This window comes from Nocardia otitidiscaviarum (assembly GCF_007362295.1).
Taxonomy (GTDB): Bacteria; Actinomycetota; Actinomycetes; order Mycobacteriales; family Mycobacteriaceae; genus Nocardia; species Nocardia otitidiscaviarum.
In genome coordinates, this window is the sequence record NZ_CP041695.1 from 6,287,553 (window position 1) to 6,313,059 (window position 25,507).

General features: G+C 68.2%; 27 protein-coding genes. 8 read left to right on the forward strand and 19 right to left on the reverse strand.

Annotated features, from left to right (window positions below):
- Nucleotides 1-23 precede the first annotated feature (23 nt).
- Both FOH10_RS28135 and FOH10_RS28140 read right to left on the reverse strand, forming a co-directional pair.
- On the reverse strand, nt 24-413 hold the full coding sequence (locus FOH10_RS28135) for a sterol carrier family protein (RefSeq protein WP_143982951.1): 390 nt from the start codon (nt 411-413) through the stop codon (nt 24-26).
- A gap of 129 nt (nt 414-542) precedes the next feature.
- Nucleotides 543-1,160, reverse strand: coding sequence for a CPBP family intramembrane glutamic endopeptidase (locus FOH10_RS28140; protein ID WP_143982952.1), 618 nt, complete (start codon nt 1,158-1,160; stop codon nt 543-545).
- On the opposite strand from FOH10_RS28140, the gene FOH10_RS28145 reads away from it, so the two are divergent.
- Complete coding sequence (locus FOH10_RS28145; protein WP_143982953.1) at nt 1,159-1,344, forward strand: hypothetical protein; 186 nt, start codon at nt 1,159-1,161, stop codon at nt 1,342-1,344. The two genes, FOH10_RS28140 and FOH10_RS28145, sit on opposite strands and share 2 nt — an antisense overlap.
- A gap of 286 nt (nt 1,345-1,630) precedes the next feature.
- On the opposite strand, the gene FOH10_RS28150 is transcribed toward FOH10_RS28145, so the two are convergent.
- The gene (locus FOH10_RS28150) at nt 1,631-3,406 is read right to left on the reverse strand and encodes an alpha/beta hydrolase (RefSeq protein ID WP_244961406.1); all 1,776 of its coding nucleotides are present in this window, start codon (nt 3,404-3,406) and stop codon (nt 1,631-1,633) included.
- A 146-nt stretch (nt 3,407-3,552) separates the two neighbouring features.
- On the opposite strand from FOH10_RS28150, the gene FOH10_RS28155 reads away from it, so the two are divergent.
- Entirely contained in the window at nt 3,553-3,843 is a 291-nt protein-coding gene (locus FOH10_RS28155; protein WP_029930858.1) for a YiaA/YiaB family inner membrane protein, read from the forward strand.
- Between the two features lie 45 nt (nt 3,844-3,888).
- Here FOH10_RS28155 and purL read toward each other — a convergent pair whose 3' ends face one another.
- Entirely contained in the window at nt 3,889-6,186 is a 2,298-nt protein-coding gene (purL, locus tag FOH10_RS28160) for a phosphoribosylformylglycinamidine synthase subunit PurL (protein WP_143982954.1), read from the reverse strand.
- 352 nt (nt 6,187-6,538) lie between these two features.
- Here purL and FOH10_RS28165 point away from each other — a divergent pair, with 352 nt between their 5' ends.
- Entirely contained in the window at nt 6,539-7,810 is a 1,272-nt protein-coding gene (locus tag FOH10_RS28165) for a glycosyltransferase 87 family protein (RefSeq protein WP_244961407.1), read from the forward strand.
- Between the two features lie 427 nt (nt 7,811-8,237).
- Here FOH10_RS28165 and FOH10_RS28175 read toward each other — a convergent pair whose 3' ends face one another.
- The 3 genes from FOH10_RS28175 to FOH10_RS28185 form a co-directional block, all read right to left on the reverse strand.
- Nucleotides 8,238-9,704, reverse strand: coding sequence for an HNH endonuclease signature motif containing protein (locus FOH10_RS28175; RefSeq protein ID WP_143982955.1), 1,467 nt, complete (start codon nt 9,702-9,704; stop codon nt 8,238-8,240).
- Between the two features lie 634 nt (nt 9,705-10,338).
- A complete protein-coding gene (locus FOH10_RS28180) occupies nt 10,339-10,860 on the reverse strand; it encodes a hypothetical protein (RefSeq protein WP_143982956.1) in 522 nt (173 codons plus the stop codon).
- A gap of 657 nt (nt 10,861-11,517) precedes the next feature.
- Nucleotides 11,518-12,093 (reverse strand): MspA family porin, encoded by a 576-nt coding sequence (locus FOH10_RS28185; protein ID WP_186000615.1) that lies wholly within the window; start codon nt 12,091-12,093, stop codon nt 11,518-11,520.
- A gap of 435 nt (nt 12,094-12,528) precedes the next feature.
- Here FOH10_RS28185 and FOH10_RS28190 point away from each other — a divergent pair, with 435 nt between their 5' ends.
- A complete protein-coding gene (locus tag FOH10_RS28190; RefSeq protein WP_143982958.1) occupies nt 12,529-13,185 on the forward strand; it encodes a DUF8020 domain-containing protein in 657 nt (218 codons plus the stop codon).
- A 49-nt stretch (nt 13,186-13,234) separates the two neighbouring features.
- Here the strand turns inward: FOH10_RS28190 and FOH10_RS28195 are convergent, their stop codons facing one another.
- The 3 genes from FOH10_RS28195 to FOH10_RS35045 are packed head-to-tail and all read right to left on the reverse strand — an operon-like array spanning nt 13,235 to nt 13,811.
- A complete protein-coding gene (locus FOH10_RS28195; RefSeq protein WP_143982959.1) occupies nt 13,235-13,435 on the reverse strand; it encodes a hypothetical protein in 201 nt (66 codons plus the stop codon).
- The gene (locus FOH10_RS28200) at nt 13,432-13,644 is read right to left on the reverse strand and encodes a hypothetical protein (RefSeq protein WP_029926459.1); all 213 of its coding nucleotides are present in this window, start codon (nt 13,642-13,644) and stop codon (nt 13,432-13,434) included. Before FOH10_RS28200 ends, FOH10_RS28195 begins: the two co-directional genes overlap by 4 nt.
- Before the next feature lie 2 nt (nt 13,645-13,646).
- Nucleotides 13,647-13,811 carry a hypothetical protein gene (locus tag FOH10_RS35045; protein WP_186000616.1) on the reverse strand — a complete coding sequence of 55 codons (165 nt, stop codon included), beginning with the start codon at nt 13,809-13,811 and terminating at the stop codon, nt 13,647-13,649.
- Nucleotides 13,812-13,997: 186 nt separating this feature from the next.
- Here FOH10_RS35045 and FOH10_RS28205 point away from each other — a divergent pair, with 186 nt between their 5' ends.
- The gene (locus FOH10_RS28205; protein ID WP_244961408.1) at nt 13,998-15,212 is read left to right on the forward strand and encodes a helix-turn-helix domain-containing protein; all 1,215 of its coding nucleotides are present in this window, start codon (nt 13,998-14,000) and stop codon (nt 15,210-15,212) included.
- A 4-nt stretch (nt 15,213-15,216) separates the two neighbouring features.
- Here the strand turns inward: FOH10_RS28205 and FOH10_RS28210 are convergent, their stop codons facing one another.
- From FOH10_RS28210 to FOH10_RS28225, 4 genes are all read right to left on the reverse strand, one after another.
- A complete protein-coding gene (locus tag FOH10_RS28210; protein ID WP_143982960.1) occupies nt 15,217-15,633 on the reverse strand; it encodes a type II toxin-antitoxin system VapC family toxin in 417 nt (138 codons plus the stop codon).
- Nucleotides 15,630-15,884 (reverse strand): FitA-like ribbon-helix-helix domain-containing protein, encoded by a 255-nt coding sequence (locus FOH10_RS28215; protein ID WP_143982961.1) that lies wholly within the window; start codon nt 15,882-15,884, stop codon nt 15,630-15,632. Before FOH10_RS28215 ends, FOH10_RS28210 begins: the two co-directional genes overlap by 4 nt.
- 64 nt (nt 15,885-15,948) lie before the next feature.
- Complete coding sequence (locus FOH10_RS28220) at nt 15,949-17,268, reverse strand: M18 family aminopeptidase (RefSeq protein WP_143982962.1); 1,320 nt, start codon at nt 17,266-17,268, stop codon at nt 15,949-15,951.
- 154 nt (nt 17,269-17,422) lie between these two features.
- Nucleotides 17,423-17,860, reverse strand: a complete 438-nt coding sequence (locus FOH10_RS28225) for a MarR family winged helix-turn-helix transcriptional regulator (protein WP_143982963.1) — start codon at nt 17,858-17,860, stop codon at nt 17,423-17,425.
- Nucleotides 17,861-17,905: 45 nt separating this feature from the next.
- Here FOH10_RS28225 and FOH10_RS28230 point away from each other — a divergent pair, with 45 nt between their 5' ends.
- On the forward strand, nt 17,906-18,985 hold the full coding sequence (locus FOH10_RS28230; RefSeq protein WP_143982964.1) for a substrate-binding domain-containing protein: 1,080 nt from the start codon (nt 17,906-17,908) through the stop codon (nt 18,983-18,985).
- Here the strand turns inward: FOH10_RS28230 and purQ are convergent, their stop codons facing one another.
- Nucleotides 18,986-19,663, reverse strand: coding sequence for a phosphoribosylformylglycinamidine synthase subunit PurQ (purQ, locus tag FOH10_RS28235; RefSeq protein WP_143982965.1), 678 nt, complete (start codon nt 19,661-19,663; stop codon nt 18,986-18,988).
- Nucleotides 19,660-19,893 carry a phosphoribosylformylglycinamidine synthase subunit PurS gene (purS, locus tag FOH10_RS28240; RefSeq protein WP_029926445.1) on the reverse strand — a complete coding sequence of 78 codons (234 nt, stop codon included), beginning with the start codon at nt 19,891-19,893 and terminating at the stop codon, nt 19,660-19,662. Before purS ends, purQ begins: the two co-directional genes overlap by 4 nt.
- 238 nt (nt 19,894-20,131) lie before the next feature.
- Here purS and FOH10_RS28245 point away from each other — a divergent pair, with 238 nt between their 5' ends.
- Nucleotides 20,132-20,776: an MBL fold metallo-hydrolase gene (locus tag FOH10_RS28245; RefSeq protein WP_039809257.1), complete on the forward strand. Its 645-nt coding sequence runs from the start codon at nt 20,132-20,134 to the stop codon at nt 20,774-20,776.
- Here FOH10_RS28245 and FOH10_RS28250 read toward each other — a convergent pair.
- Genes FOH10_RS28250 through gadC form a run of 3 tightly spaced genes read right to left on the reverse strand, consistent with a single transcriptional unit; the run spans nt 20,773 to nt 24,061 of the window.
- Entirely contained in the window at nt 20,773-22,161 is a 1,389-nt protein-coding gene (locus FOH10_RS28250; protein ID WP_143982966.1) for a dipeptidase, read from the reverse strand. The genes FOH10_RS28245 and FOH10_RS28250 overlap by 4 nt on opposite strands.
- Before the next feature lie 14 nt (nt 22,162-22,175).
- On the reverse strand, nt 22,176-22,646 hold the full coding sequence (locus FOH10_RS28255; RefSeq protein ID WP_143982967.1) for a hypothetical protein: 471 nt from the start codon (nt 22,644-22,646) through the stop codon (nt 22,176-22,178).
- A complete protein-coding gene (gadC, locus tag FOH10_RS28260; RefSeq protein ID WP_244961409.1) occupies nt 22,643-24,061 on the reverse strand; it encodes a glutamate/gamma-aminobutyrate antiporter GadC in 1,419 nt (472 codons plus the stop codon). Before gadC ends, FOH10_RS28255 begins: the two co-directional genes overlap by 4 nt.
- 165 nt (nt 24,062-24,226) lie before the next feature.
- On the opposite strand from gadC, the gene FOH10_RS28265 reads away from it, so the two are divergent.
- Entirely contained in the window at nt 24,227-25,453 is a 1,227-nt protein-coding gene (locus tag FOH10_RS28265; RefSeq protein WP_143982969.1) for a pyridoxal-dependent decarboxylase, read from the forward strand.
- Nucleotides 25,454-25,507 lie beyond the last annotated feature (54 nt).

Below are 25,507 nucleotides of genomic sequence, written 5' to 3' on the forward strand. Positions count from 1 at the left end.
ACTGCCCAAGCGCGCAAGCGCGGTCAGCGCGGGCGGAGGATGGGGAGCCAGCGGGCGATCTCGGGGGCTCGGGTGCCCGAGGCGGTCAGGGCTCCGGAGTGCAGGGCCTGGTCGAAATCCAGGAGTCCGGTGGCGAGGAGGAGCCAGGTGCGAGGGTCGGTTTCGACCACGTTCGGTGGGGTGCCGCGAGTGTGGCGCGGGCCTTCGATGCACTGCACGGCCACGAAGGGCGGGACGCGGACCTCCACCGACGCTCCGGGGGCATCGGCCGCCAGGGTGCGGGCGGTGCCCTTGACCGCCGCACCGAGTTCGGCTCGGGTAGGACCGGGCGCGGTCTCGTCGCGCAGCCAGGGCTCCAGCGCCGCCAGGGCCGCTCGCAGTTCCTCCGGGTTCACCGCCGCTCGTCGTGCCACCCGACGAGGCTAGCCGCTCCGGCCGACACCGGGATTCGGCACGCCGCCGCACACCGTCGGCGGACAACGGGCGGCGGCGGGACGTCACTGCGCTCGCGGCACGGCCGATCGGGCAGTGGCGTCGGGATGTCACTCGCCGACCAGGATCTCCGGGGGCTCCGAAATGCGCCGGGCAAGCAGTGGGGCCAGCGCGCCGCCCGCATTGAGGGCGAGGTGGAGCAGGGCCGGGGCGGTGGCGCTGCCGGAGCGGTGGCGGAGGTGGTCGAACAGCAGGCCCGCGGCGGCGGTGATGGCGACCGCCACCGGAATCGGATCGCCCGCCGCACGCGCCGGGTAGATGTGCCAGAGCCCGAAAACCGTTGCGCCGAGCCAGGTACCGCCGGGACCGAAGGTGTCGTCCAGCAGCGGGGTCAGGGTGCCTCGGAAGATGAGCTCCTCGCTGACGACGGTGCCCACCGGTATGTGCAGGCCGACCCATTCCGCGTGCGAGGTCTCCGGCACCCGCTCCGCGATCTCCCCCACTCGCTCGCGCAGCCCCGGAATGGCCAGTGCCACACCGTAACCCGCCAGGGTGAGCCCGGCGGCAGCCAGCCCGACCCGCCACCCGCTCGCCGAGAACCACCCCGGACGCCCCCGGAACAGCACGGCGTACCCGCCCGCGAAGGCCAGGTTGGCGGTGGTGCGCCCGCGCATACCCAGCGCCAGCGCGGGCAGCACCCGGTTACTCCACAGCAGCGGCAAGCCCATGGCCGCAGCGGCTTTCGGCAACGCCCGCCACCGCTTCCGCCCCGCTGCCGACCTCGCCCACGCGCGCGGCCCGAGCGCGGACAACTCCCGCGACCGCGCACTGGTACTGGACCTCGCGGATGCACCCGCAACGTACGCAATCCCGGACCTCGCCGCCGAGCGCGCCACCGCGGCCATGGCGTAGTCGCCGGCGAAGGCGAGGTTCGCGACGGTGCGCCCACGCATCCCGAGCCGTAGCGCGGGCAGCACTCGATTGCTCCACACCAGCGGCATCCCCACGGCCACAGCCGTTCTCGGCAGCGCCCGCAGCCGCTCCCACCGCATCGGCGACTCCACACGCGCCCACCCGCTGCCACGCGGCACAGCCGACAAGTGCGCGACCCCGCGCGAACCGGCCCGCCGCGACTCACGTTCGGTGGTACGGCCCGGATATCCGGACCGTGGCACCGCTCTCGCCCGGTTCGACACCCCTACTTGACCGCTCGCTCGTAGTCCTCGGCCAGTTCGATCTGGGTGCGGATCTTCTCGCGCAGTTCCGGGTTCCAATCCGGCGGTGCGGCGATGGCTTCCCAGCCGTCGAGGACCAGGGATCCGTAGCGGTGGCCGTGGCCGTCGCTGACGCCCTGGGCGTTGGTGAGGTCGGCCGCGACCTGCCAGAAGGTGACGAAGGGCCACCACCGCATCTGCGAGGACACGTCGGAGCCGCGCGGCTCGGACAGCCAGTCCGGTTGGGAGAGGATGAGATCGGTCGACCACCAGACGATCGGGTCGGAGGCGTGCATGAGGTAGGCGATGCGGGGTTGCCGCCATTCCGTCGACGGCCGGGCGAGGTCGGCGGCGTCGGCGGCGAAGCGCACCACCAGTCCGTCGGCGTAGATGGGCGCGACCTCCCGCGTCCCCGGGTCCCGGCGCGAAACGAACTGCTCCCACAGCCGATTCGAGTTGGGCGGCCCCACCCACAGCGCGCCGTCGACCTTGGAGCGCAGGTCGGCCAGCCCGTCGAACGCGGCCTCGGAACCCTGCGAACCCAGACTCTCCCCGTACACCAGCAGTTTCGGCCGCTCCTCCACCGGCCGCCGCGACCAGGCGGCGTAGACGGCGTCGAACATCTTCTTCCCCGCGGCCGCCACCTTCTGCCGGTCGGCGAGGAACGACAGCACACTGGGCAGGTACGAATACTGCGACGCCACGATCGCGGTGTCCCCGCCGTACATGTATTCGATGGCGGCGGCGGCCATGCTGTTCACCCAGCCGGTGCCGGTGGTGGTGACGATCACCAGCACCTGCCGGTCGAAGGCCCCGGTGCGTTCGAGTTCGGCGACCGCCAACTCTTCCTGGGTGATGTCCTGTCCGGCGGATTCCAGCCCCACGTACACGCGAATGGGCTCCTTGGCCGGTTTGCCGGTGAGCGAGCTGATGAGCAGCGGGTCCGGCCCGTGCGAGACGAACCAGCGGCCCTCCGAGCCGAGGGTCTCCCACTCCGACAGCGAGGCCGGGCTGCCCGAACGTTCCGGCGCGACCGGTTGGACGGCGTACGGCGACATCTCGTCGTTGCGCACGCTGAACGCCGAGTTGGCGACGGCGAAGAACGCCTGGGTGGCGACACCGTTGAACAGCGTGATGACCAGCACCACGAGCAGCAGCGTCCCGGCGGCGGGGGCGAGGTGCGGCGGCACCCGCACCCAGCGGCTGAGCTGGCGGGCGAAGAACCGCACCACCTCGCGCAGCGTCCGATACGCCGCCACCACCAGCACACCGACCAGCAGGCTGAGTCCGCCGGTGCGCAGGTACGCCTCGGTGGTGGTGCCGTACATGCCCATGAGCGAGAAGATCTCGCGCTGCCAGTCCGCCGACAGCACCAGCATGTAGGCGGCGACCAGCGCGCAGGTGAGCACGACGGCGGTCTTCACGGCGTCGCGCACCCACATGGGCGGGGTGCTGATATTGATCTTGGGACGCACCCACCGCCGGAACACCCACTCCAGCACACAGCCGACGCCGTAGCCGAGCGCCGCGTTCACCCCGGAGATGAGGCCCTGGAACAGCCAGTCGCGCGGCAGCAGCGAGGGAGTGACGGACCAGGCGAAGAAGACGGTGGCGACCACCAGCCCGACGTGATTGAGGTCGATGATCTCCTCGATCTTGCGCCAGACGGGGGCGGCTCGGCGCAACCATATCGACACGGGCCGTACCGCGACGGCGCTACCGGTGCGCAGCCGCGTCAGAGCGTCGGTCGTGTCGAGCACCCGTCAAGTATGGCGGTAGGCTGTCCGAATCAGGGGATTCGGTGGCGTGACGTCGCTCAATGGTGATGCGGGTAGGGTATCTACCCGGGTGGCTCGAGTAGAACTACGCGGGTCCGCGGGCGTCGTAGCCGACAGACTTCTCCGGTATGAGCAACACTCCCAACGCACAGAGCAAGAGCACCACGGCATTTCTCGCCCAGGCCGCCATCGCGTTCGGAATCTCCTTCTCCGCCAGCATTATCGGCATCCTCTATCTGCCGCTGGACATCTGGCAGCGCGGGTTCCTGGTGATGTCGCTGTTGTTTCTGGTCAGCAGCTCCTTCACTCTCGCGAAGGTGGTTCGAGATCAGCACGAGGCGTCGCGGGTGCACAGCCGCATCGACGAGGCCCGGCTGGAAAAGCTGATGGCCGAACACGATCCGTTCAAGGTGGCATGACAGCGCCCCGCCCGGAACGAGGGGTCCGGGCGGGGCGTCTCGCTGTCAGTGTTCGACGGCTCCGCCGAAGAGTGCCGGCAGGGTGCCTTCGAAGGTGGTGCGCAGTTCGTCCAGCGTGACGGTGAACTGCCCCTGCACCTCGACCGAATCGGAGCCCTGATCGACCACGCCGATGCGCGTCCACGGCAGCCCGCGGGCGTCGCACATCTTGGTGAAGCGGGTCTCCTCGGTGCGCGGCACGGCGACCAGGACGCGTCCGGCCGACTCCGAGAAGAGGGCGACGAACGGGTCGGCGTCCTCGGGCAGCAGGATGCGGCACCCGGTTTCGCCCGCCAGCGCGGCTTCGACCACGGTCTGGGCGAGACCGCCCTCGGACAGGTCGTGCGCGGCGCTGATCATGCCGTCGCGGGATCCGGCGGTGAGGATTTCGGCGAGCAGTTGCTCGCGGGCGAAGTCGACCTTCGGGGGTTCGCCGCCGAGGTGGTCGTGTTCGACCTGCGCCCAGATGGAGCCGCCGAATTCGTCGCGGGTCTCGCCCAGCAGGATCAGGGTCTCGCCGGGTTCCAGTCCCAGGCCGGTGGGGATGCGGCGGTGCACGTCGTCGATGACGCCGAGCACGCCGACCACCGGCGTCGGCAGGATGGCGGTCTGCCCGGTCTGGTTGTAGAAGGACACATTGCCGCCGGTGACCGGGATGCCCAGGGCCACACAGCCGTCCGCGAGACCGCGCACGGCCTGCTGGAACTGCCACATGACGCCCGGATCCTCCGGGGAGCCGAAGTTGAGGCAGTTGGTGACGGCCTTCGGGGTGGCGCCGGTGGTGGCGACATTGCGGAAGGCTTCGGCCAGCGCCAGCTGCGCGCCGGTGTACGGGTCGAGCTTGGTGTAGCGGCCCGAGGCGTCGGTGGCCAGGGCGATACCGCGGCCGGTTTCCTCGTCGATGCGGATGACACCGGCGTCGGCGTGCTCGGCGAGCACGGTGTTGCCGCGCACGTACCGGTCGTACTGTTCGGTGATCCACTTGCGGGAGCACAGCTGCGGGCTGGCCAGCAGCTTCAGCAGGGTGGCGCGCAGTTCCTCACCGGTCTTGGGCCGGTTCAGCTTGTCCGGGGTGTCGGCGATGAGCGCGTCCTGCGAGTCGGGGCGCTGCACCGGGCGCTCGTACACCGGGCCCTCGTGGGCGACGGTGCGCGGCGGCACGTCCACCACGGTCTCGCCGTCGTAGGTGATGACGAGCCGGTCGCCGTCGGTGACCTCACCGATGACGGTGGCGATGACGTCCCACTTCTTGCAGACCGCCATGAAGGCGTCCACGTTCTCCGGGGCGACGACCGCGCACATGCGCTCCTGCGATTCCGAGGACAGGATTTCGGCGGGCGTCATATTGGCGGCGCGCAGCGGCACCTTGTCGAGTTCGATGTGCATACCGCCGTCACCGGCGGCGGCGAGTTCGGAGGTGGCGCAGGACAGCCCGGCTCCGCCGAGGTCCTGGATGCCGACGACGAGGTCGGCGGAGTACAGCTCGAGGCAGCACTCGATGAGCACCTTCTCGGTGAAGGGGTCGCCGACCTGGACGCTGGGCAGCTTCTTGCGCCCGGCGCCGGACTCGTCGCCGGAGAAGGTGTCGGAGGCGAGCACGGAGACGCCGCCGATGCCGTCGAGGCCGGTGCGCGCACCGAAGAGGATGATCTTGTTGCCCTGGCCGGAGGCGAACGCCAGATGCAGATCCTCCACCCGCATGACGCCCGCGCACAGCGCGTTGACCAGCGGGTTGCCCTGGTAGGAGGGGTCGAAGACGGTCTCGCCGCCCACATTCGGCAGGCCGAGGGAGTTGCCGTAGCCGCCGACACCGCGCACCACGCCGTCCACCACGCGCCGGGTGTCCGGGTGGTCGGCCGCGCCGAAGCGCAGCTGGTCCATGACGGCGATCGGGCGCGCACCCATGGCCATGATGTCGCGGACGATGCCGCCGACGCCGGTGGCCGCGCCCTGGTAGGGCTCGACATAGGACGGGTGGTTGTGCGATTCCACCTTGAAGGTGACCGCCCAGCCCTCGCCGATGTCCACCACGCCCGCGTTCTCGCCGATTCCGGCCAGCATGGCGGCGCGCATCTCGTCGGTGGTGGTCTGGCCGAAGTAGCGCAGGTGCACCTTGGAGGACTTGTAGGAGCAGTGCTCGGACCACATCACCGAGTACATGGCCAGCTCGGCATCCGTCGGGCGGCGGCCGAGGATCTCCTTGATGCGGGCGTACTCGTCGTCCTTGAGGCCGAGTTCCTTGTAGGGCTGCGGCTGTTCCGGGGTGGCCGCGGCGGCGCTGACGGTATCGACGTGGTTGGTCACGGGAATACCAGAGTCCTTTCGGCCGGAACGAGACAGCGACCGGCAAGCTGGATACGGCGGGATTCGCTTCGAAGTCTAATGCCCGGCAAACCCCACGCTCCCCCGCCTCCCCGCGACTTCGGCGCACGGCGGTGCGCCGTCGACCGTAGTCACGTCCGACGGCGTGATCTCCGCGTTCGAGCCCGGCGTCGGCCCGCGACCTCGGCGTGAACTGTGGCGCGCGCGACAGCCCCCGCGGACCCGGAGCAGCAGCCGAGCGGGACGTGCCAGCTAGTCTGTCCCGGTGAACGATCGATCCGGGGTCGCGGATCCGACCGAGAAGCCTGCGACGACGCATGGAGGACCCACGGGATTGTCTCGCCGTCAGGTCCGGCTGCTGCTCATCGCGCTCGCGTTGTTCGTGGTGTCGGCGCTCATCAGCCATTTCGGGAAGATCTGGCACGGGTACATCGATCTCCAGGTGTACCGCAACGGCCCCCGGGTGTGGATGGACGGCGGGGAGCTGTACGGCCCCATGCCGGAAGTGTTCGGGATCGGCCTGCCGTTCACCTATCCCCCGCTGGCCGCGCTGTTCTTCGCACCGCTGGCCCTGATGCCACTGCCGGTGGCGGAGGTGCTGGTGCTGGCGACCTCCATCACCGCGCTGGGTGTGACCCTGTGGCTCGTGCTGGAGCGCGTGCGCCCGACCATGGACCGGCCGACGCGGCTGGCGCTCGTCATCGGCGCGGTGGCGGTCCTGCAATGGCTGGAGCCGATCCGCCAGACCTACGGTTTCGGCCAGATCAATCTGGTGCTGATGGCCGCCATCGCCCTGGATTGCCTGGTGCGCAAGCCTTTCTGGCCGCGCGGCATGCTGATCGGCATCGCGGTGTCGGTGAAACTCACCCCCGCCGCCTATCTCCTGTTCTTCCTGCTGTGCCTGGACTTTCCCCCGCGCGGCGGCTGGCCCGATGCGGCGGGCTGGCGGCGCTACCTGCCGCGCGGCGACTGGAAATCGCCCGTCACCCTGGTGGTTTCGACCATCACCGCCGTCGGTCTGATGTTCGTCTTCTTCTGGCACGAGTCGGTGCAGTACTGGTTCCACACCCTGTCCGACACCGGCCGCATCGGTCCCCCGCATTTCGCGGGCAACCAATCCCTGAAGGGTTTCGCCTTCCGCCTCGGCGTCTCCGACTCCACCGCCACCGCCATCTGGCTCACCCTGTCGGTCGTCGCGGTGGCCCTGGCCGCCATCTGGATGAAGCGCCTCATCGACGCGGGCCATCCGGTCACCGCCCTGATGGTGAATGCCGGTGCGGTCCTGCTGGTTTCCCCGGTCTCCTGGTCCCACCACTGGGTCTGGATCGCCCCCACCCTGGTGATCGCCATCGACGCCATCCTCCGCGGCCGACGCAACCCCTGGTTCGTCGGCACCGTCGCCCTGGCGACGGTCCTGTTCGCCATCGGCCCCCAGTGGGTGCTGCCGCACGACAGCGACCGCGAACTCGCCTGGTCCTGGTGGGAGCAGATCACCGGCAGCAGCTACGTGCTGCTCACCTTCGCGATCTTCGTGGTCGCGGTGATCACCTACCACCCGGAGCGGGTGCGGCGACTCAGCGGAGACACCTCGGCTCCTCAGGGCTGACGTCATCAGGGCTGACGCGTGCGGCGCGCATGCCCTCGCCGGGAGTTGCGACAGGTCACGAACGCAACAGTTCGGGTCGGTCTGCCGGACGGTGGGCTGCCGGGCAGTGGTCTGCCAGGCGGTGGTCTGCCAGGCGGTGGTCTGCCAGGCGGTGGTCTGCCAGGCGGTGGTCTGCCAGGCGGTGGTCTGCCAGGCGGTGGTCTGCCAGGCGGTGGTCTGGCGGAGGAGGTCCGCCAAGCGGTGGGCTGGCGGAGGAGGTCCGCCGAGCGCCGTACCACCCGGGCAGGGGGCGCCCTCCGCCTTGCCACAGGCCCATGCCGTCGCGATCGTCTATCCACACTCGCGGCGGATTCTCCTGCGCGGCACACGATCTTCCGCGCGGGCCGCCACCGATTTCCGTTTGTTATGCGGGATCGAAAGACGAAATCTACTCCCGAGCGCGGCGGGAGAGCAGCCGGGTGCGGCGGCGTTTCACACTCTCGGCCAGCACCTGTTCGGGGTGATGGAACCGATTCACCCGCGGCCTGCGGTACGGATCCACCGAGACCGGTGGACAGAACGCCGTCCGCCCCGCATCCGCGCCACCGGGCGGGAGGCGGTGGGTGGCCCACCCGCTCGGATCCTCGGGGTCGGCGGTGATCTGCGCGTGATGGGCATCGCACACCAGGGTGAGGTTGTCGATATCGGTCGGTCCGTGCGCGGCCCACGGGATCAGGTGGTGCATCGCGCACATCGTCGCGGGCGCCGAGCAGTCGGGGTGGGTGCAGCCCCGGTCGCGGGCGATGGCGGCCAACCGCTGCCATGGCGACGCGATCCTTGCGCCTTCTCCCAAATACAGGGGTTTGCCTCGGGTGTCGTCGAAGAGCAGCAACAGCGGGATCGAGCCCTGCGCCATCCGCCACGCCTCCCGCACCGGGATCGTCGTCCCCGACGCCGCCCGCGCCACCCCCGCACCCCGGGCCAGGTCGGTGATCGACATCGTGAGCACGATCGACACCGGCAGGCCGCGATGCGCACCGAGGTTGTCCGGGCCGCTGGCGGACAGGAACGCTTTCAACGCGTCGTGGCGCCGCTGCGCGGGAGTCCGCACATCACGCCCGACCGCGGCCGTCAACCGGTTCGGGTCGAACCCGTCGGGATCATGCACGCCGAGTTGGGGGCTGTCGGGGTCGTCGGGCATGCACATGCCCGGCCGCGCCCACTTCGCGAACACGGTCTCGACCATGGCACGCAATTCCGGGTCGAAACAGCCCTGGAACGGGCTCATCCCATCGACGCGTTGTTCCCCGAACGTCGCTGCCCGCAGGCGGGCGCGGTCCTTGGCGGTGGTGAGTGTCCCGTCGGGGTCGAGGTAACCCAGGATGCGGTCACCGACCTTGCCCACCATCTCCGGCGTCCCGGCCCGCGCGGCGTCGGCGAGGTGTTCCTCGGCGACCGCGCGGTGTTCGGTGTCGACCGCGTCGGGGATGCGGTCCATCACCCGCATCACCGCCCGCGCATGATCCCCCGAGATCACCCCCGCAGCCAGGGCGGCCGCCGTATGTGGCAGGCGCGGTTCGCACGGCTCGCCGTAGGCGCTGGTCATCACCCCCAACTGCGCGGCACCCTTCACCCGCGCGACGGCGTCGACCTTGGCCAGCCGCAGGGTTTCCACCAGGTACCGGTACAACCCCACCGATCCGGTCGTGGTCCACAACTGTCGGTCGTTGATCTCGATCACGTGCCGATGCCCCACCGTCTCGAGCCGACGGCGACACGCTTCCAATCCCTGGATACGGGCGGTGAATTCGGCGTCGGTGAACCCCGTCAGGTCCTCGGCCAACAGAGTGTCGATCGCCGTCGCCAACATGGCGAGCGTGGGATCACGCTGCTGGATTTCCCCCTCCGGATTCATACAGCTATTCTACCGCGAACAGCTTTGGGGCAGAATGAAATAGGGATCTGATCGGTACGTCTTCACATCAGCTGACGCAGATCGGTTCAACTCGGCCTTCTAGCTACCGAAGCCACCCTGCCCCGAAGCCGTTACTCGAAGACATCCAACCCGTACCGAGTGGGACTACAGTTACCCAATTCCACGAGTCGATCGCGCCAGACCGGCGAATTTTTGCCCATATTTTCGGTATCTGATGTGAAATCCTCAGCTGGAGTGACTCCGAGAATAAGTACCGCAGGCGATTCGCCTCGCGCCTCTCTGACACAAGCCGCAGTGACTCGAAGCTGATCTGGAGCAAGCCCCTTCACATTGGACTCTTCGGGTATGGCAACAAGTTCGGGCCCACCGATGACTGTCGTTGTCTTCTTATCGTTCAGACCGAGCATTTTTGTCGCCTCGGAAACGGGTCTGCCGACCAGGTCTGTGAAGACAACGGCGTGCAGGGCGCGCGTCGGTGCACGGCTGGGTTCTGGTTGCGTCACTTCAGGCGCCGTCTCTGCCCGCCGCCAGTCCACTACCGCATACACGACTGCACCGAAGACCAGAGCCGCGATGATTGCCCCAATGATTGCGCGAGCTCGTTGGGAGTTTCTCACCGCTGTCCCTCCACGTTATCGGGTTCAACCTTCATGTAGGTTGAGGCCATCGGGACGTAGTACACGCCAGAGGCTGGGCCCCGGTTGATCTCACGACAGCCCGCCACCAAACCGCACTGGTAGATAGACCAGTGCCCCGTCCAGATCTCCTTGTTGTACAACTGGTAGAAGTTGGTTCGCATCCCGTCTGGCGCCGGTGGCACCTTCGAGCAATCGACCCAGGTATTCAATGTTAGCCCCTGGATGTGCGACTTCGTTTCCGAGGTCTTCACTGCCGCCGAAGCCCCTTTACCCTCGAACCCCGCCTCCATCGAAGTTTCGCTGGTGTTTATCGCCTGCTCGGACCACAAGATTTGTTGCTGGGCAACATCTCCTGGGGCGCAAGTTGCCACCGGCGGCTTCGAAGTCGGAGGGGCGGAAGGGCCGACATACTCGACGCTGTCAATTACCCAGTGTATGTAGAGACCATCCATCCTACTCGGTTCAGGCCCCACATCCCCCGGCACGATATTTCCCATTTCATCCTTATTGCACGAACTGCAAGCGTTGGCGTTAGGACCCGATCCGGGCGCCGGCTCAGTGTTGGGTGGCAGTTCATCACGGACGTATGTCAGTGGCAGTTCATTCGGTCGCTGCACTGGCTGAGGTTCTGCAGGCAGCGGCAGGTCGGTGCGAGCCTCGGGTGCTTCCGCACGCTGCTCGGTTCTGGTCGACTCGGTGCGTGTCGACTCAGCTCGCTCGGTTGTATTCGGTCCCGGGACGATATCGCCTCCGCCGCCATCGGGCAGTTGCCCGGGAGCGTTCCCAGCCCGGCCCTGCACCCCAGCGCCGGGTGGCTGCGTGGGCTGTAGCCCCGGTGCGGCCGGCGGGGTGGTCGGTGTCGTCGTGGTGGGTTCGCCCGGATCATGGCAGACGTAGGGCACCGGTGGCGGTGGCGGCGGTCCGGGGTTACCGGGATTGCCTGCCCGCCAGGTGGATTCCCAGGCGGCGTTGTAGGCCGCGGTCTCTCGCGCGCAGCGTTCGGCGGGGGTTTCGCCGGTGGCGGTGGCGGGGTTGAGCGCGATCACGGTCGCCGCCGCCACCGTCACCGAGGCGGTGATGGCGGCGACCGTGTGCCCTCGCCGTTGAGGTCTGAGAATGTCTCCGCGTCGTAGTCGCATGTCCGGTCCCGCCGCTCAGATGGTGGTCGGGTCGGAGTAGACGGTGACCGTGGTGTCGGCGACGTGGGTGGACATCGAGAACTGGGTGTAGACGCGCACACTCACCGGGCCGAGGCAGTTGTCGACGTGAACCTGGATGCCGGTCAGGTCCGAGGCTCCGACCGCGCCCTCGAGCACGCGTTCGGAGAGTGGGATGGTGGTGATGGCGCCGGGTTTGATGGTGGTCTGGATCGATGGGGACACCGTCGCGCTGCCACCGACATTGACCGAGGGGCGTTCGGAGATCGTGACCGAGGCGTTGGGGCCGATCGAGGCCGAGGAGCCGGTCTGCAACCCGGAGGAGACGTCGGTGTTGCAGCCCAGCTGCAAGCCCGAGCGCAGGACTCCGGATTTCACACCGGTCGAGCCCTGGCCGGTGATGTTGGCGATCGCGGTGGCGTCGACGAACGCCTCCCGGGTCCAGGGGGATTGGGCCAGGTTGGGCACGGTGTTGACCACCACGTTCACCAGCGACGCTTCCGCGATCCAGCCGTCCACGGTGGGTTTGGTGACCACGTGATCGGGGCTGCGGACCAGCTCCGCTGACGCCACCCCGACACCCGACAAGACAACAGTCAGCAAACCAATAGGAACCGCGGTAACCCTCATCATCACAGTGGACCCACCCCAGATTCTTGCGCCTGTAAAGCTTTTGACTGTCTGACCAAATCAGAACAACCAGGTGTTCAGCAATCTCTTGGCTACTTTTGTGACAGGAGTCACGGCGTCGCCGAATCCGGGCCGCGACTTGCCATCTGGATTCGCCCTCCACGAAACCCAAACAATGCAAGTAACTAACCATTTGCCCAATAGCTGAATTCGGGTGGCTTATGTCCGTTTTGTCCACTTGAAAGTTGCTGCGCCGCTACGGAATAGAAGAAATGGTCCACGGCACGCCGCAAATCCGGTGCGTTCAATCCATTGAAAGCTCGCGCCTGGCTGTATGGTCTGTCTCGCGCTCGCAACGCTGGTAGCAGACGGCTATCAGTGATCGATGCGGCTCTACCGGAGGTGTTTCCTCCCCAACCATTTCACGCTGACCCAGTCAGCGCCTGTCGAAAGGTGTGTCTGAACGTGTGGATTCGTAAGCTCGTTGCTACGTCTTTGCTTGCTATTGCTGCCACCGGAGTGTCGGCAGCAACATCGCACGGTGAAACCGCTGTCGCGGCCCCCACATTCGGCGGGCCCACCATGACGGCGACCGACCAGGGTATGACCGTCACCGCCGGCGCTTCCGAGGACGGCACCGGCATTACCGCGCATCTGGTCGGCGGTCGGTTCGAGGTGAGCCCCGACGGCAATACCATCACCATCACGAACGATGACGGCAGCGCGGTCCAGAACGTCCCGACCGTGTTCGCCAATACCGAGCGCATCGTGCGTCTCAGCACCGAGGTCAGCGCCGACGGCAGCACCATCACCATGCATCCGACGTCCGAGGAGCGGGTCGTCTCGGTGACCGAGGCGCAGGAAATCGGCCTGGTCGGCAGTGTCGCGGGTATGGTCGTCGGCTTCTTCGCCGGTGCCGTCGCCGGTTGCATGATCGGCCTCGCCGGTCTGATCGTCGGCTGCGTTCCGATGATCTTCATCGGCGCGATCGCCGGCACCATTGTCGGTGCCGTCGCGGGTGCCCTGGTGCTCTGATCGATACTCTTCGCGTGGGCTGCGGTTGGTGCCGCAGCCCACGCGGCGTTCACCGCCATCGACCACGGTCGGTGGAGTCGGAACAGGACTGGTCGACGTCCACCGCCATATCGGTGACCGGCCAGCCGTCCGCGCCCACCGGCCACACCCCGTCATCGCGATGCAGGAACCCGATCGGGTCGTCGACCCGATCACGTCTCGCGTCGTCGACCCGAGCCCGTCCGCGCCACGCCGACTCCGCACCAGTCACCGCACCCGCCCGGAATCCGGCACCAGCTTCCCCTGCTCCCGCAACATCTGGTGCGCAACGGATTTCGTGACGCACACCCCGACCTCGCACTCGATGTGCACCTGCATCGCCCGGTGCGGATCGCGCTGCGCCCATGCGGGACTCACGCAACTGACCAGGGTCGCGATGGAAATCGCGTCGGCCCCAACGGGAATGCTGACGAGATCCACACTCACCACCCCCGCAGCGGAAGAAAGGTGCGCGCGGACTCGGCCGCCAACCGCGCCTGAAGTTCGGCGACAGACTGTCCGTAGCGGTGGCGCGCCGGCCGGTGCTCGTGCGAGGCGAAGGCCGCTAGCACGCCCGCAACGATGAGAATGGTGGCGAGGATGTCCATTCCGCGTCCCTCCGATGCTCGAGTGTCGGAGTGGCTACCCGACGCCGAGGGGCGTCGGATCATCCCGGCGTCGGGGCCACGCACGCACCGTATGGCGGCGGCTGGCGGCCGATAGGTACAGTTCGTACCCCTCAAGCCCCCGTCCCGCGATTACGCTGAGATGGTCACCACACGGAAGGGCGTCCCGTGAACGACACGATGACCATTGGCCAGCGCATCAGGACCCACCGTGAGCGGGCCGGGATTTCCCGGCCGGTGTTGGCCGGGCTGCTCGGAAGGTCGGTGGAGTGGGTGAAGGCCGTGGAGAACGGTCGCCTGCAAGCTCCACGCCTGTCGATGCTGCTGCGTATCGCCCAGGCCTTGGAGCTGGACGATCTCGCCACCCTGACCGGCGACGGTCACGCGGTACCGGTGACCGTATTCGCCGGGGAACGTCACGCCGCGCTCACCGAGGTGCAGACCGCGCTCACCGACTACCGTCTGGTCCCGGAGGACCGTGCCGTCAGTCCTCGGCATCTTGCCGAGCGGCTGCGGACGGCCTGGCGGATAAGACATTCCAGCCCCGACCATCGCACGCAGCTGGGCACACTGCTGCCGGGTCTGATCCGCGACGCTCAGCATGCGGCGCGCACCGCCGACGACCGACGTGAGGCGCGTCGGGTGCTGGCGGGCGTCTACCAGTTGGCCGACTTCTACGTCGCCTATCAGCCGGCACCGGAACTGGTGTGGATGGTGGCCGACCGCGCGATGAGCGAGGGTTACGAGGCCGATGACCCGTACGTGATCGCTTGCAGTGCGTGGGCGATGGTGCAGGCACTGCGGGATTCCGGCCGCTGGGAAGAGGCGATCGCGCTGGCCCGCAGCGCAATCGACCAGCTGGACCCGTACCTGAAACGCGAAGCGACGCCGGATGACTGGCGGGGAATCGCCGGAGCGCTGGAGGCCGAGATCGCCTACGTATTCGCCCGCCGGGGACGGTACGGCGAAGCATGGGCCGGTTGGGAACGCGCCGACGAGATAGCGCGACAGCTCGGAGCGTCGTACCGCCACATCCAGACTTCGTTCTCCGTGCCGGTAATGACCGCGCATGCAACGACTCTCGGCGTGGAACTGCACCGGCCGGGTGAGGCATTGCGCTCCGCGCGCAGCTTCGAACCCGATCAGATCGTCTCCCTCCCCCGCCGGAGCCGACATCTCATCGAGGTAGCGCGCGCGTACCTACAGCGGGACGAGGATACGGCCGCCCTCACCATGCTGATCAAGAGCGAGCAGACCGCACCCGAAACGATCCGCTACAACGGCTATGCCCGAGAGATGCTGAGCGAGCTGTCGAAGAAGCCGCCCACGGGCATGCGTACCGAGGTGCGCGAGCTCAGCCGGAAGGTCGGCGTCCGCGCCTAGCGAGCTATTGCCAGGGATTGATGACCGGCAATCCGGCGGCTTCGAACGGTGCGGTGTCGCGGGTGGCGACGGCGAAGCCTGCGGCGGACGCGGTAGCCGCGATCATGCCGTCAGGGGGCGAGATTGCCAGCCCGGCGGCGCGGGCGGTGGACATGAGATGCGCGTATTGGGCGGTAGCGGCGAGATCGTAGGGCAGTATGCGGCCGGAAAACGAAGGGATGGTGAGGTTTTCGAGCCAATCGGTGTACTCGTCGCGGCGGCGGCCGGCGGGCATGACGGCGATGCCGTACCGGAGTTCACCCACGGTCACCGCCGCCAGGAAGAGGGTTTCGGCGTTCTGGGCGTCGAGCCATGCCAGTACCCGCGGATTGGGGGCCTTGGTCGAGGTCTCGCTGATGACGTTGGTGTCCAGGATGATCACTCGAACTCCATGGGCTCGGCCGGGGTTCGGTCGCGGCCGAAGTAGATTTCGTGTTCCTCGTCGGTCAGTTTGTTCTCTTCACTGATGCCGCCCGCTAGTAGTGAACCGAGCTTGATCCGCTCGGGTGGCTGCACGGCCTCGGCGAGAATGGCACGCATCTCCGCCTCGACGCTGCGACCGTGGGTGGCCGCGCGTTGGCGAATCGCGCGGTGCACCTCGTCGCTGAGATTACGGATCGTCACGTTCTTCATATGACACCACCCCTCCAATGTTGCCATCAATGATAGCAAGCATCGGCTTTCGCCATCACAGAAATCAGCGCCCGATCTCCGGGGTGAGGAAGGCTGCGAGCGCCGCCGCGTAGGCGGGGACGTCCGCCGCGCCCATCATCTCCCGGGCCGAGTGCATGGCCAGTTGGGCCGCGCCCACGTCGACGGTGGGCATGCCGGTGCGGGCTGCGGTGAAGGGGCCGATGGTGGAACCGCAGGGGAGGTCGGCGCGGTGGACGTAGCGTTGCAGGGGGACGTCGGCCTGGGAGCAGGCCAGGGCGAAGGCGCCCGCGCCGGTGGCGTCGGTGGCGTAGCGGAGATTCTGGTTGACCTTGAGGACGGGGCCGCCGTTGACCTCGATGCGGTGCATGGGCTCGTGGCGGTCCGGGTAGTTGGGGTGGGTGGCGTGGGCCATGTCGCCGGAGGCGCACACGGAACCGGCCAGGGCGGCGAGGTATTCGGCCCGGCCGCCGCCGCGGCTCAGGACGATGCGCTCGAGCACCGTGGGCAGCAGCGAGGATTGGGCGCCGCGATCGGATTGGCTGCCGACCTCCTCGTGGTCGAACATGGCCAGCACCGGAACCGCCGCGCCGGGTTCGGCGATGGCGGCGAGGAAGGCGCGCAGGCCCGCGTAGCAGGTGCCCTGGTTGTCCAGGCGCGGCGCGCTGACCAGGTCCAGGTCGCGGCCGATCAGTTTGGCGGGCACCAGGTCGTGGGTCATGAGTTCCCAGCCGAGCACCGCCTCCGGGTCGATGCCGGAGCGTTCGGCGACGAAGGCCAGGAACGAGCGCGGTTCGACGCCGACGCCCCAGACGGCATTGACGTGCCGCTGCGGGTCGAGTTTCACTCCGCCCCGGTCCTCGGACAGGTGGATGGCCAGCTGCGGCACCCGCAGGATCGGTTCGTCGATGCGAATCAGCCGCTCGCGCACCACGTTTCCGTCACGCACCGACAGGCGGCCGGAGATGCCGAGGTCGCGATCGAGCCACGAGTTGAGCCACGCCCCGCCGTAGGGCTCCAGCCCGACCAGCTGCCAACCGGCGGACGCGAGGTCCGGATGCTGCTTCACCCGCAGGTTGGGGCTGTCGGTATGCGCACCGATCACCCGGAACGGCGCGGCCTGCCCGCCCCGGAATCCGGACGGCGCCCCCGGCCCGCCATCGGCCCACGCCACCAGCGAACCGCCGCGCACCACGTAGTAGCGCCCCGCGCTGCTGGACGGCCAGGGCGCGGATTCCGACAGTCTCGTGAAGCCGTGATCGTCGAGTTCCGCCGCGACCGTGCGGCATACGTGGAACGGGGACGGCGAGGCGTCGATGAATTCGCACAGTCCGGCGGCGGTGGCAGCGGTCACGGAAACGGGCATGAGCCGATCCTAAGCACTGGCGCTTCGCATCCGCCGCCCGGCATCCGAGCGGCGATACGACCGGCCGGGACATGGCGGCCGGTCTCCAGGCCCATCGGATGCGCCCGGACCGGCCGGTACCCGCCGTGGACACGAACGTCAGCCGCGAGCGCGGTCAGTCGGGTAGCGGGGTCTCCGTGACCTGCTCCAGCAGGCGCAGCAGCTCCTGATAGTTCGTCCCGCCGAGGCGGCGGCGGAGTTCGGCTTCGGCGCGCTGTTCCTCGGCGCGCACCTCCCCCACCAGGTCGACGCCGCGGCGGCTGAGGCCGATGAGGATGCGGCGGCGGTCGTCGGCGGCGGCGATGCGGAAGATGAGTCCACGTTCGGCCAGGCAGTCTGCGTGCCGGGTGGCGGAGGAGGGGGCGAGCTGGGCGCGGGAGGCGAGCTCACTCATGGTGATACCGGTGTCGGCGGATAGATTGGACAGCATGGACCACTGATCCGGGGTGAGCCGACGGGCGGCGAGCGCCTCCTCGAGGTGACGCAGCCAACTGCGTTCCGCGGCCCGCAGGGCTCCATGCAGCGTGTTAATGCTGCTTACAATTGTCGCCATATTGTCCGCCCATCAATTTCCGCTCAACGAGAAGCAGAGTAACCGATGGTACCGCCGCCGGAGAATCCCGATCACAGTATCGAGATCCTCAACATAGTCCCGCTCCAGGGGCCCGGCGGTATCTTCGCACCGTCCTGTGAGGCCGCCATTTCTCTGGCCGCCGAAGAAATCAACAGTGGCACTGGAATTCTCGGGCGGGAATTGCGCACGACGCACATCGACGGGGGCCGCGATCCCGAGGAAGTGGCGCGGGAGGTGCAGGCGCTGCTGGCCACCGGCATGGTGCACGCCGTCACCGGCTGGCACACCTCGGCGGTGCGGCGGGCGGTGGCCCGGGTGACGGCGGGGCGGGTGCCGTACCTGTTCGCCACCGACAACGAGGGCCTGGATCAGGCCCCGCCCGGATTGTTCCTGGTCGGATCGGATCCGAGCCGCCAGATCCTGCCCGCCCTGCGCTGGCTGCGCCGCGAACTGGGAGCGCGCCGCTGGGCGATCATCGGCAACGACTACGTGTGGCCGCGGCGGACCGCCGAGGTGGTGCGCACCGAGCTGTCCGAGGCCGGGCGGGAGCCGCCGCTGCCGCTGGAGATGTTCGTGCCGCTGGGCACCGAGGATTTCACCGGGTTCCTGGCCGATCCGCGTCTGGATCGCGCGGACGGGGTGATCGTGCTGCTGGTCGGGGCCGATGTGGCGCGGTTCAACCGCCAGTTCACCCGGGTGGGGCGGGCCGAGCGGCAGCTGCGGGTGAGCCCGGCGGTGGATCAGAACGTACTGCTCACCGGGGGCGCGCCGGCCAACCGGAATCTGTATGTGCCGTCGAGCTTTTTCGTGAACGCGGGCGCGGACCGGGACCGGCTGGCCCGGTACAGACGGCTGCACGGTGAATTCGCGCCCGCCCTCACTAATTTCAGTAATACCGAGTACGAGGCGATTCACACCCTGGCGGCCATGGCGGAAGCGGCGGGATCACTGGACGTGAAACGCGTGCACGCGGCCGTGCAGGACGACCGCGTGCTCGAAACCCCGTCGGGGGAAAGGCGATTCGCCGGACCGCAGGTGGTGCTGCCCGGCTACATCGCGGCGGTCGACGGCGTCGATTTCGACATCCTGGACCGTATCTGCTGACTACGCCGAGACCAGGGTGTCCAGCACCGACAGGAACATGCCGAGCCCGTCGTCGCTGGGGCCGGTGAGCGCCTCGGTGGCGTGCTCCGGGTGCGGCATGAGCCCGACGACCCGGCCGTTGGCCGAGGCGATACCGGCGATGCCACGCTGGGAACCGTTCGGGTTGTCGCCCGCGTAGCGGAAGACCACGCGGCCCTCCCCCTCGAGCTCGTCGAGGACGGTCTCGGACGCCTGGTAGCGGCCCTCACCGGACTTGAGCGGGATGAGGATCTGCGCACCGGGTTCGTAGCGGGAGGTCCACGCCGTATCGGCGGTCTCCACCTGCAACCACTGGTCGCGGCAGATGAAGTGCAGCCCCTCGTTGCGGGTGAGCGCGCCCGGCAGCAGCCCGGCCTCGCACAGCACCTGGAAGCCGTTGCAGATGCCCAGCACCGGCATGCCCTGGCCGGCGGCCCGCACCACTTCGTCCATGACGGGTGCGAAGCGGGCGATGGCGCCGCAGCGCAGGTAGTCACCGTAGGAGAAACCACCGGGCACGATGACCGCGTCGACACCCTTCAGGTCGGCGTCGGCGTGCCACAGGCTGACGGCCTCGGCACCGGCAATTTTCACCGCACGGGCGGCGTCGACATCGTCGAGCGTGCCCGGGAAGGTGATGACACCGATGCGCGCGCTCACAGCCGGACGACCTTCCAGTCCTCGATGACGGTGTTGGCGAGCAGCGATTCGGCGATCCGCTCGAGCTCGTCGTCGCTGACGTTGTCGTCGACATCGAGTTCGAATCGCTTGCCCTGGCGCACATCCGAGATGCCCGGGTGTCCCAGGCGCCCGAGCGCGCCGACAATGGCCTGACCCTGCGGATCCAGGATTTCGGCCTTCGGCATCACCTCGACCACGACACGTGCCACGTGTTGCTCCTAAAGCTGGTGGGGGTTTACCTGATCAGCGTAATTGCCACCGCTCGAGAACACCTCGCCGGGTCTGCTCGATCGTGCCGCTCACCACAACCTGCCGGTTCGCGGCGCGTCTCGGTTCTGGACCGACCGGAGCGGAGGAGCGAAGCGGGGGAGCGTAGGGAGGGAAGAACCGAGACCTCCAGCGCCGCGAACCCGCCCCGGAGCGAAGCGGAGGGGCAATATATACAGCATGCGCATAGCCCATTTCGGACACTCCTGCATTCTCGTGGAACTGCACGGCACGAAGATCCTGTTCGATCCCGGCAACTTCTCGCACGGTTTCGAGGGCATCACCGGATTGGACGCCATTGCCGTGACGCATCAGCATCCCGACCATATCGACCCGAATCGGATAAGCGAACTTATCGAAGGCAATCCTAAGGCGCGATTGCTTTCCGATCCGCAGACCGCGCAGCAGCGGGCGGAACCGTGGGAAGCCGTGCATGCCGGAAATGTCTTGAAAGTTGGAAATGTACAAATAACCGGCGGCGGTGGCCGCCACGCCGTCATCCACCCCGAGATTCCGGTCATCGACAATACGGTCTTCCAACTCGGCACCCCGGACGATCCGGCCGAACTCGTCCACCCCGGCGACTCGCTGTGGGTGCCGCCGGTTCCCGTGGGCGTCCTCGCCCTGCCCGCCGTCGCGCCGTGGATGAAGATCAGCGAGGCCGTCGACTACCTGCGGGCCGTGAACCCCCGCACCGCGTTCCCCATCCACTACGGGATCATCGCGGACGCGGCGCAGGGCATCTACTTCGGCCGACTCAATGAAATGACGCCCGCCGGAACGGATTTCCGGGTCATCGAGCCGGAGGACCACACCGAGTTCTAATCCGCGTACGAGGCCAGGAACAGCGCCTCCGCCAGCGCCATGTGCTCGATCTCGGTCGGATCCACGCTCTCGTTGGGCGCGTGGATCAGGCACTTGGGCTCCTCCACCCCCAACAGCATGATCTCGGCGTCCGGATAGGTGTCGGCGAAGACATTGCACAGCGGAATGGCTCCGCCCTGCCCCTCCGTGGTGGCCGGACGACCGTAGGCGGCGGCCAGCGCCGCCGCCATGGCGGTGCGGGCCGGTCCCCCGGCCGCCGACTTGAACGGCGCGCCGACGCCTTCCGTCTCGACCGTCACCCTGGCATGCCAGGGGGTGTGCCGCTCCAGATGCGCGGTGAGCAGCCGCAGCGCCTGCCCCGGATCGGTCCCGGGTGGAATCCGCAGGTTGAGCCGGGCGGCGGCGGTGGGCTGGATGGCGGCCGACGACCCGACCACCTTGGGTGCGTCGATGCCGAGCACGGTCAGCGCCGGGCGCGCCCAGAGCATATCGGCGGGCGTCCCGCTGCCGACCAGATCCACCCCGGGCAGCACGGTGGCGTCGGCCCGGAACTGCTCCGGCGGATACTGCACCCCGTCCCACACCTGGTCGTTGGCCAGCCCGTCCACGGTGGTGTTGCCGTGCTCGTCCCGCAGGGTCGCCAGCAGGTGGATGAGCGCCGCCAGCGCGTCCGGCGCGGCGCCGCCGAACATGCCCGAATGCATGGGGCTGGCGAGGGTTTCGACGGTGACGACGACATTCACGTTGCCGCGCAGCGTCTCGGTGAAGGTGGGCACGCCGACCGCGAAGTTGCCGGTGTCGCACATGAGGATGGTGTCACTGCGCAGCAGGTCCACGTGCTCCGGCACGAATCGCTCCAGCCCGCCCGCGCCCTGCTCCTCCGAACCCTCCGACACCAAGGTCAACCCCACCGGGAAGCCACTGTCCCCCAGCACTTCCCGCAGCGCCCGCAATGCGGTGAGGTGCATGACGATATTGCCCTTGCAGTCCGCCGCCCCGCGCCCGTACCAGCGACCGTCCCGTTCGGTGAGCTGCCACACCGGAGTATGCCAGGCCGCGTCGTCCAGCGGCGGCTGCACGTCGTAGTGGCAGTACAGCATGACGGTCGGCTTCCCGGCGGGTGCGGCGCGGCGGGCCACCACGGTGTCGGTGCCGTCAGGGGTGGTGTGCAGTTCGGCGTCGGTGAGCCCCTCGGCGGCGAAGGCGTCGGCCACCCACTGCGCGGCCTTTCGGCATTCCTCGGCCGGGAACTGGCGGGGGTCGGCCACCGACTTGAACGAAACCAGCTCGGCGAGATCGGCTTTCGCCTGTGGCATGTGCTTGCGCACGGCGGCGCGCAGTGCGGCGGTGCGCGGATCGTCTTCCGCCCCGGCGGTATCGGTCATAGCGAGCTCCTGACTTACTGGTTGCCTCGAGGTTTCAGCGTGTCACCGGTTCTCAGTGTTCCCGTCTCCTCCAGGTAGGCGGCGAGCCGGTCCGGGCAGTAGGTCTCGATGGCCAGGGCGGTGGCCGCCAGCAGATCGCGGTCGGCGATGACCGGCCGCGCTCCCGGACCGGTCGCGCCATTGCTGATGGCGGCCTGGTAGCGCGCCTTGACCAGCGGTGACGACGGGTCCTGGCACACCAGCCCGCCGTCGGCGCCGAGCGAGTCGGCGATGACCCGCGGATCGGGCGCGGCCAGTCCCGCGGCGAGCAGCCGGGCGTGCAACCGCTCGGCCTTGGCGGTGGCGGCGTCGTCGTCGCGGATCTGCTCGAACACGATCGTCCCGGCCACCGCGACGGCCACCAGCACGGCGGCTACCGCGAGGTAGACGAGCCGTCGCCCACGCGCCGAAAGGTGTTCTGTCTCCGGCCCTTCGACTTCGCTCATGCCAACGTCTCCTGTGGCTCGTCGATCTTCCAGGCGGGCTTGCGCAGACGCAGGAACAGGTACGGGACCACCAGCCCGACGATGCCCGCGCCGAACCCGACGAGCAGCACGTAGCCGAGCGGACTGCCGCTGCCGTACTGCGAGGGCGGGACGAATCCGATGAGGAAGGCCGCGAGCGAGGAGGCGATGCCGACGCCGCAGAGCGCGACCAGCATGGGGGCGCGGTATCCGCGCGGGTGATCGGGCTGGTCGCGGCGCAGGCGCACCGCGGCCACGAACATGAGCACGTACATGATCAGGTACACCTGCGTGGTGATCACCGACAGGATCCAGTAGGCGCTGGAGACATCGGGGATGAGGGCGTAGAGCAAGGCCAGCAGCGTGGTCACCACGCCCTGTGCGACGAGCATGTTCTGTTGCACCCCATGCTTGTTCACGCGGGTGAGCACCGGCGGCAGATACCCTTCCCGGCGCCCGATCAGCAGCAGTCCCTTGGACGGCCCGGCCAGCCAGGTGAGCATGCCGCCCAGCGCCGCCGCCACCAGCATGACGCCGAGGATCGGGGTCAGGAAACCGATGTGGAAGTGGTTGAAGAATCCGTCGAACGCCTGCATGACGCCCGCGGTGAGGCTGAGATTCTTCGACGGCACCACCCAGCTGATCACGATGGCCGGAACGATGAAGATGGCCAGCACCAGCAGTACGGCCAGCGCCATGGCCCGCGGGTACTCCTTGCCGGGATTCTTCAGCGAGGACACGTGCACGGCGTTCATCTCCATGCCCGCGTAGGACAGGAAGTTGTTGACGATGAGCACCAGGCTGGCCAGCCCGGTCCAGGCCGGGAGCAGATGTCCGGCGTCCATGGGTGCGGCCGGTTCGTTGCCCTGCGCCAGGAAGACGAAGCCGAGCACCACCAGCAGCGCGCCGGGTATCAGGGTGCCGATGACCAGTCCCGCACTCGACAGTCCCGCCACGGTTTTGGTGCCCTGCGAGGAGATGTACACCGCCGCCCAGTAGATGGTGATGATGACGATGGCCACGTACCCGCCGTTGGCGGCCAGCGACGGGTCGATGATGTAGGCGAAGGTGCTCGCCACGTACGCGAGCAGACTCGGGTAGTAGAAGATGGTCATGGCGAACTGACACCACACCGCCAGGAACCCCGCCGGTTGCGAGATCCCCTCCCCCACCCACCGGTACACCCCGCCCGCCCAGCCGGACGCCAGCTCCGCCGCCACGAAGGCGGTGGGCAACAGGAACAGCACGGCGGGCAGCAGGTAGAGGAATACGCACGCCAGTCCGTAGACCGCCATGGTCGGCGCGGCCCGCAGGCTCGCCACCGAGCTGGTGGTCATCAGGGCCAGCGTGATCCAGGAGAGGTAGTTGGTGGCCGTCGCGACCCTGGTCGTCGCCATCATCGAACCACGCGCTCGCGACCGTGGTGATAGTCCATATGCAGGATAGTAATCGTCCAGCAACCGAATTCCGGATATGAAACGGTAAGCTGTCCAACGAGTTTCGGTGATGATCGAGCAAGTACTCGAAGAGCGGCAACTACCGGCCGCGAATCCGGAGGCAGCATGGCCGAGAAGTCCGAATCCCATGACCTGTACGCGCTGCCCGGCCTGCGCCACGGCGCGCCCAAGGCGGGCTTTCCGGAGCCGGAGATGCTGCCCCAGGTCGCCTACGAGATCGTGCACGACGAACTCATGCTCGACGGCGTCTCCCGCATGAATCTGGCGACCTTCTGCACCACCTGGGTGGACGATCAGGCCCGGCGGCTCATGAACGACTCCATCGACAAGAACATCGTCGACAAGGACGAATACCCGCAGACCGCCGAACTCGAGCGACGCGCGGTCCGGATGGTGGCCGACCTGTGGCACGCCCCCGACCCGGCCACCGCCCTGGGCACCTCCACCACCGGCTCCAGCGAGGCCGCCATGCTGGGCGGCCTGGCCGCCAAGGTGCCCACCTTCGGGCAGACCTTCACCGGACTGTTCGAGGACGTCGCCGGGATCAGCCGTGCGCTCGACGAGATCCAGACCCGCACCGGCCTCGACATCCCCATCCACGTCGATGCCGCCAGCGGTGGCTTCCTCGCCCCGTTCTGCGCTCCGGATCTGGAGTGGGACTTCCGGCTGCCCCGGGTGAAATCGATCAACGCCTCCGGCCACAAGACCGGGCTGGCCCCGCTCGGCGCGGGCTGGGCGATCTGGCGGGAGGCTGCCGACCTGCCCGCGGAGCTCATCTTCGACGTCGACTATCTGGGCGGCAGCATGGCCACCTTCAATCTCAATTTCTCCCGCCCCGGCGGTCAGGTGATCACCCAGTACTACGACTTCATCCGGCTCGGCCGGACCGGCTACCGGCGGGTCCAGCAGCAGATCTACCGGGTCGCGCGGCACCTGGCGGCGGGGGTGCGGGACCTCGGCCACTTCGAGCTGATCCACGAGGGCGATCCGCGGCGCGGCATCACCGCCGTGTCCTGGACGCTGCGGGACGGCGATCCCGGTTTCAACCTCTACGACCTGTCCGATCGCCTCCGCACCCGCGGCTGGCTGATCGCCGCCTACCCGCTGCCCGCCGACCGCGAGCACGAGACCATCATGCGCGCGGTGCTGCGCCACGGCTTCAGCGTCGACATGATCGACCTGCTGCTCGCCGATATGGGGCGCGGTATCGCCCAACTGCGCGCGAATCCCCGATCCACCCCGCTCACCCGGGCGGACGTGGGCGGCTTCACCCACTCGGCCACGGCGGCGGTGCCGACGTCGAATACCCGCGGGTCCGGCTCGAAGCGATAGCGGGACGCGCTGTCACCGGGGCACGGCGGTCCGGGCGACCGCCGTGCCCCGGTG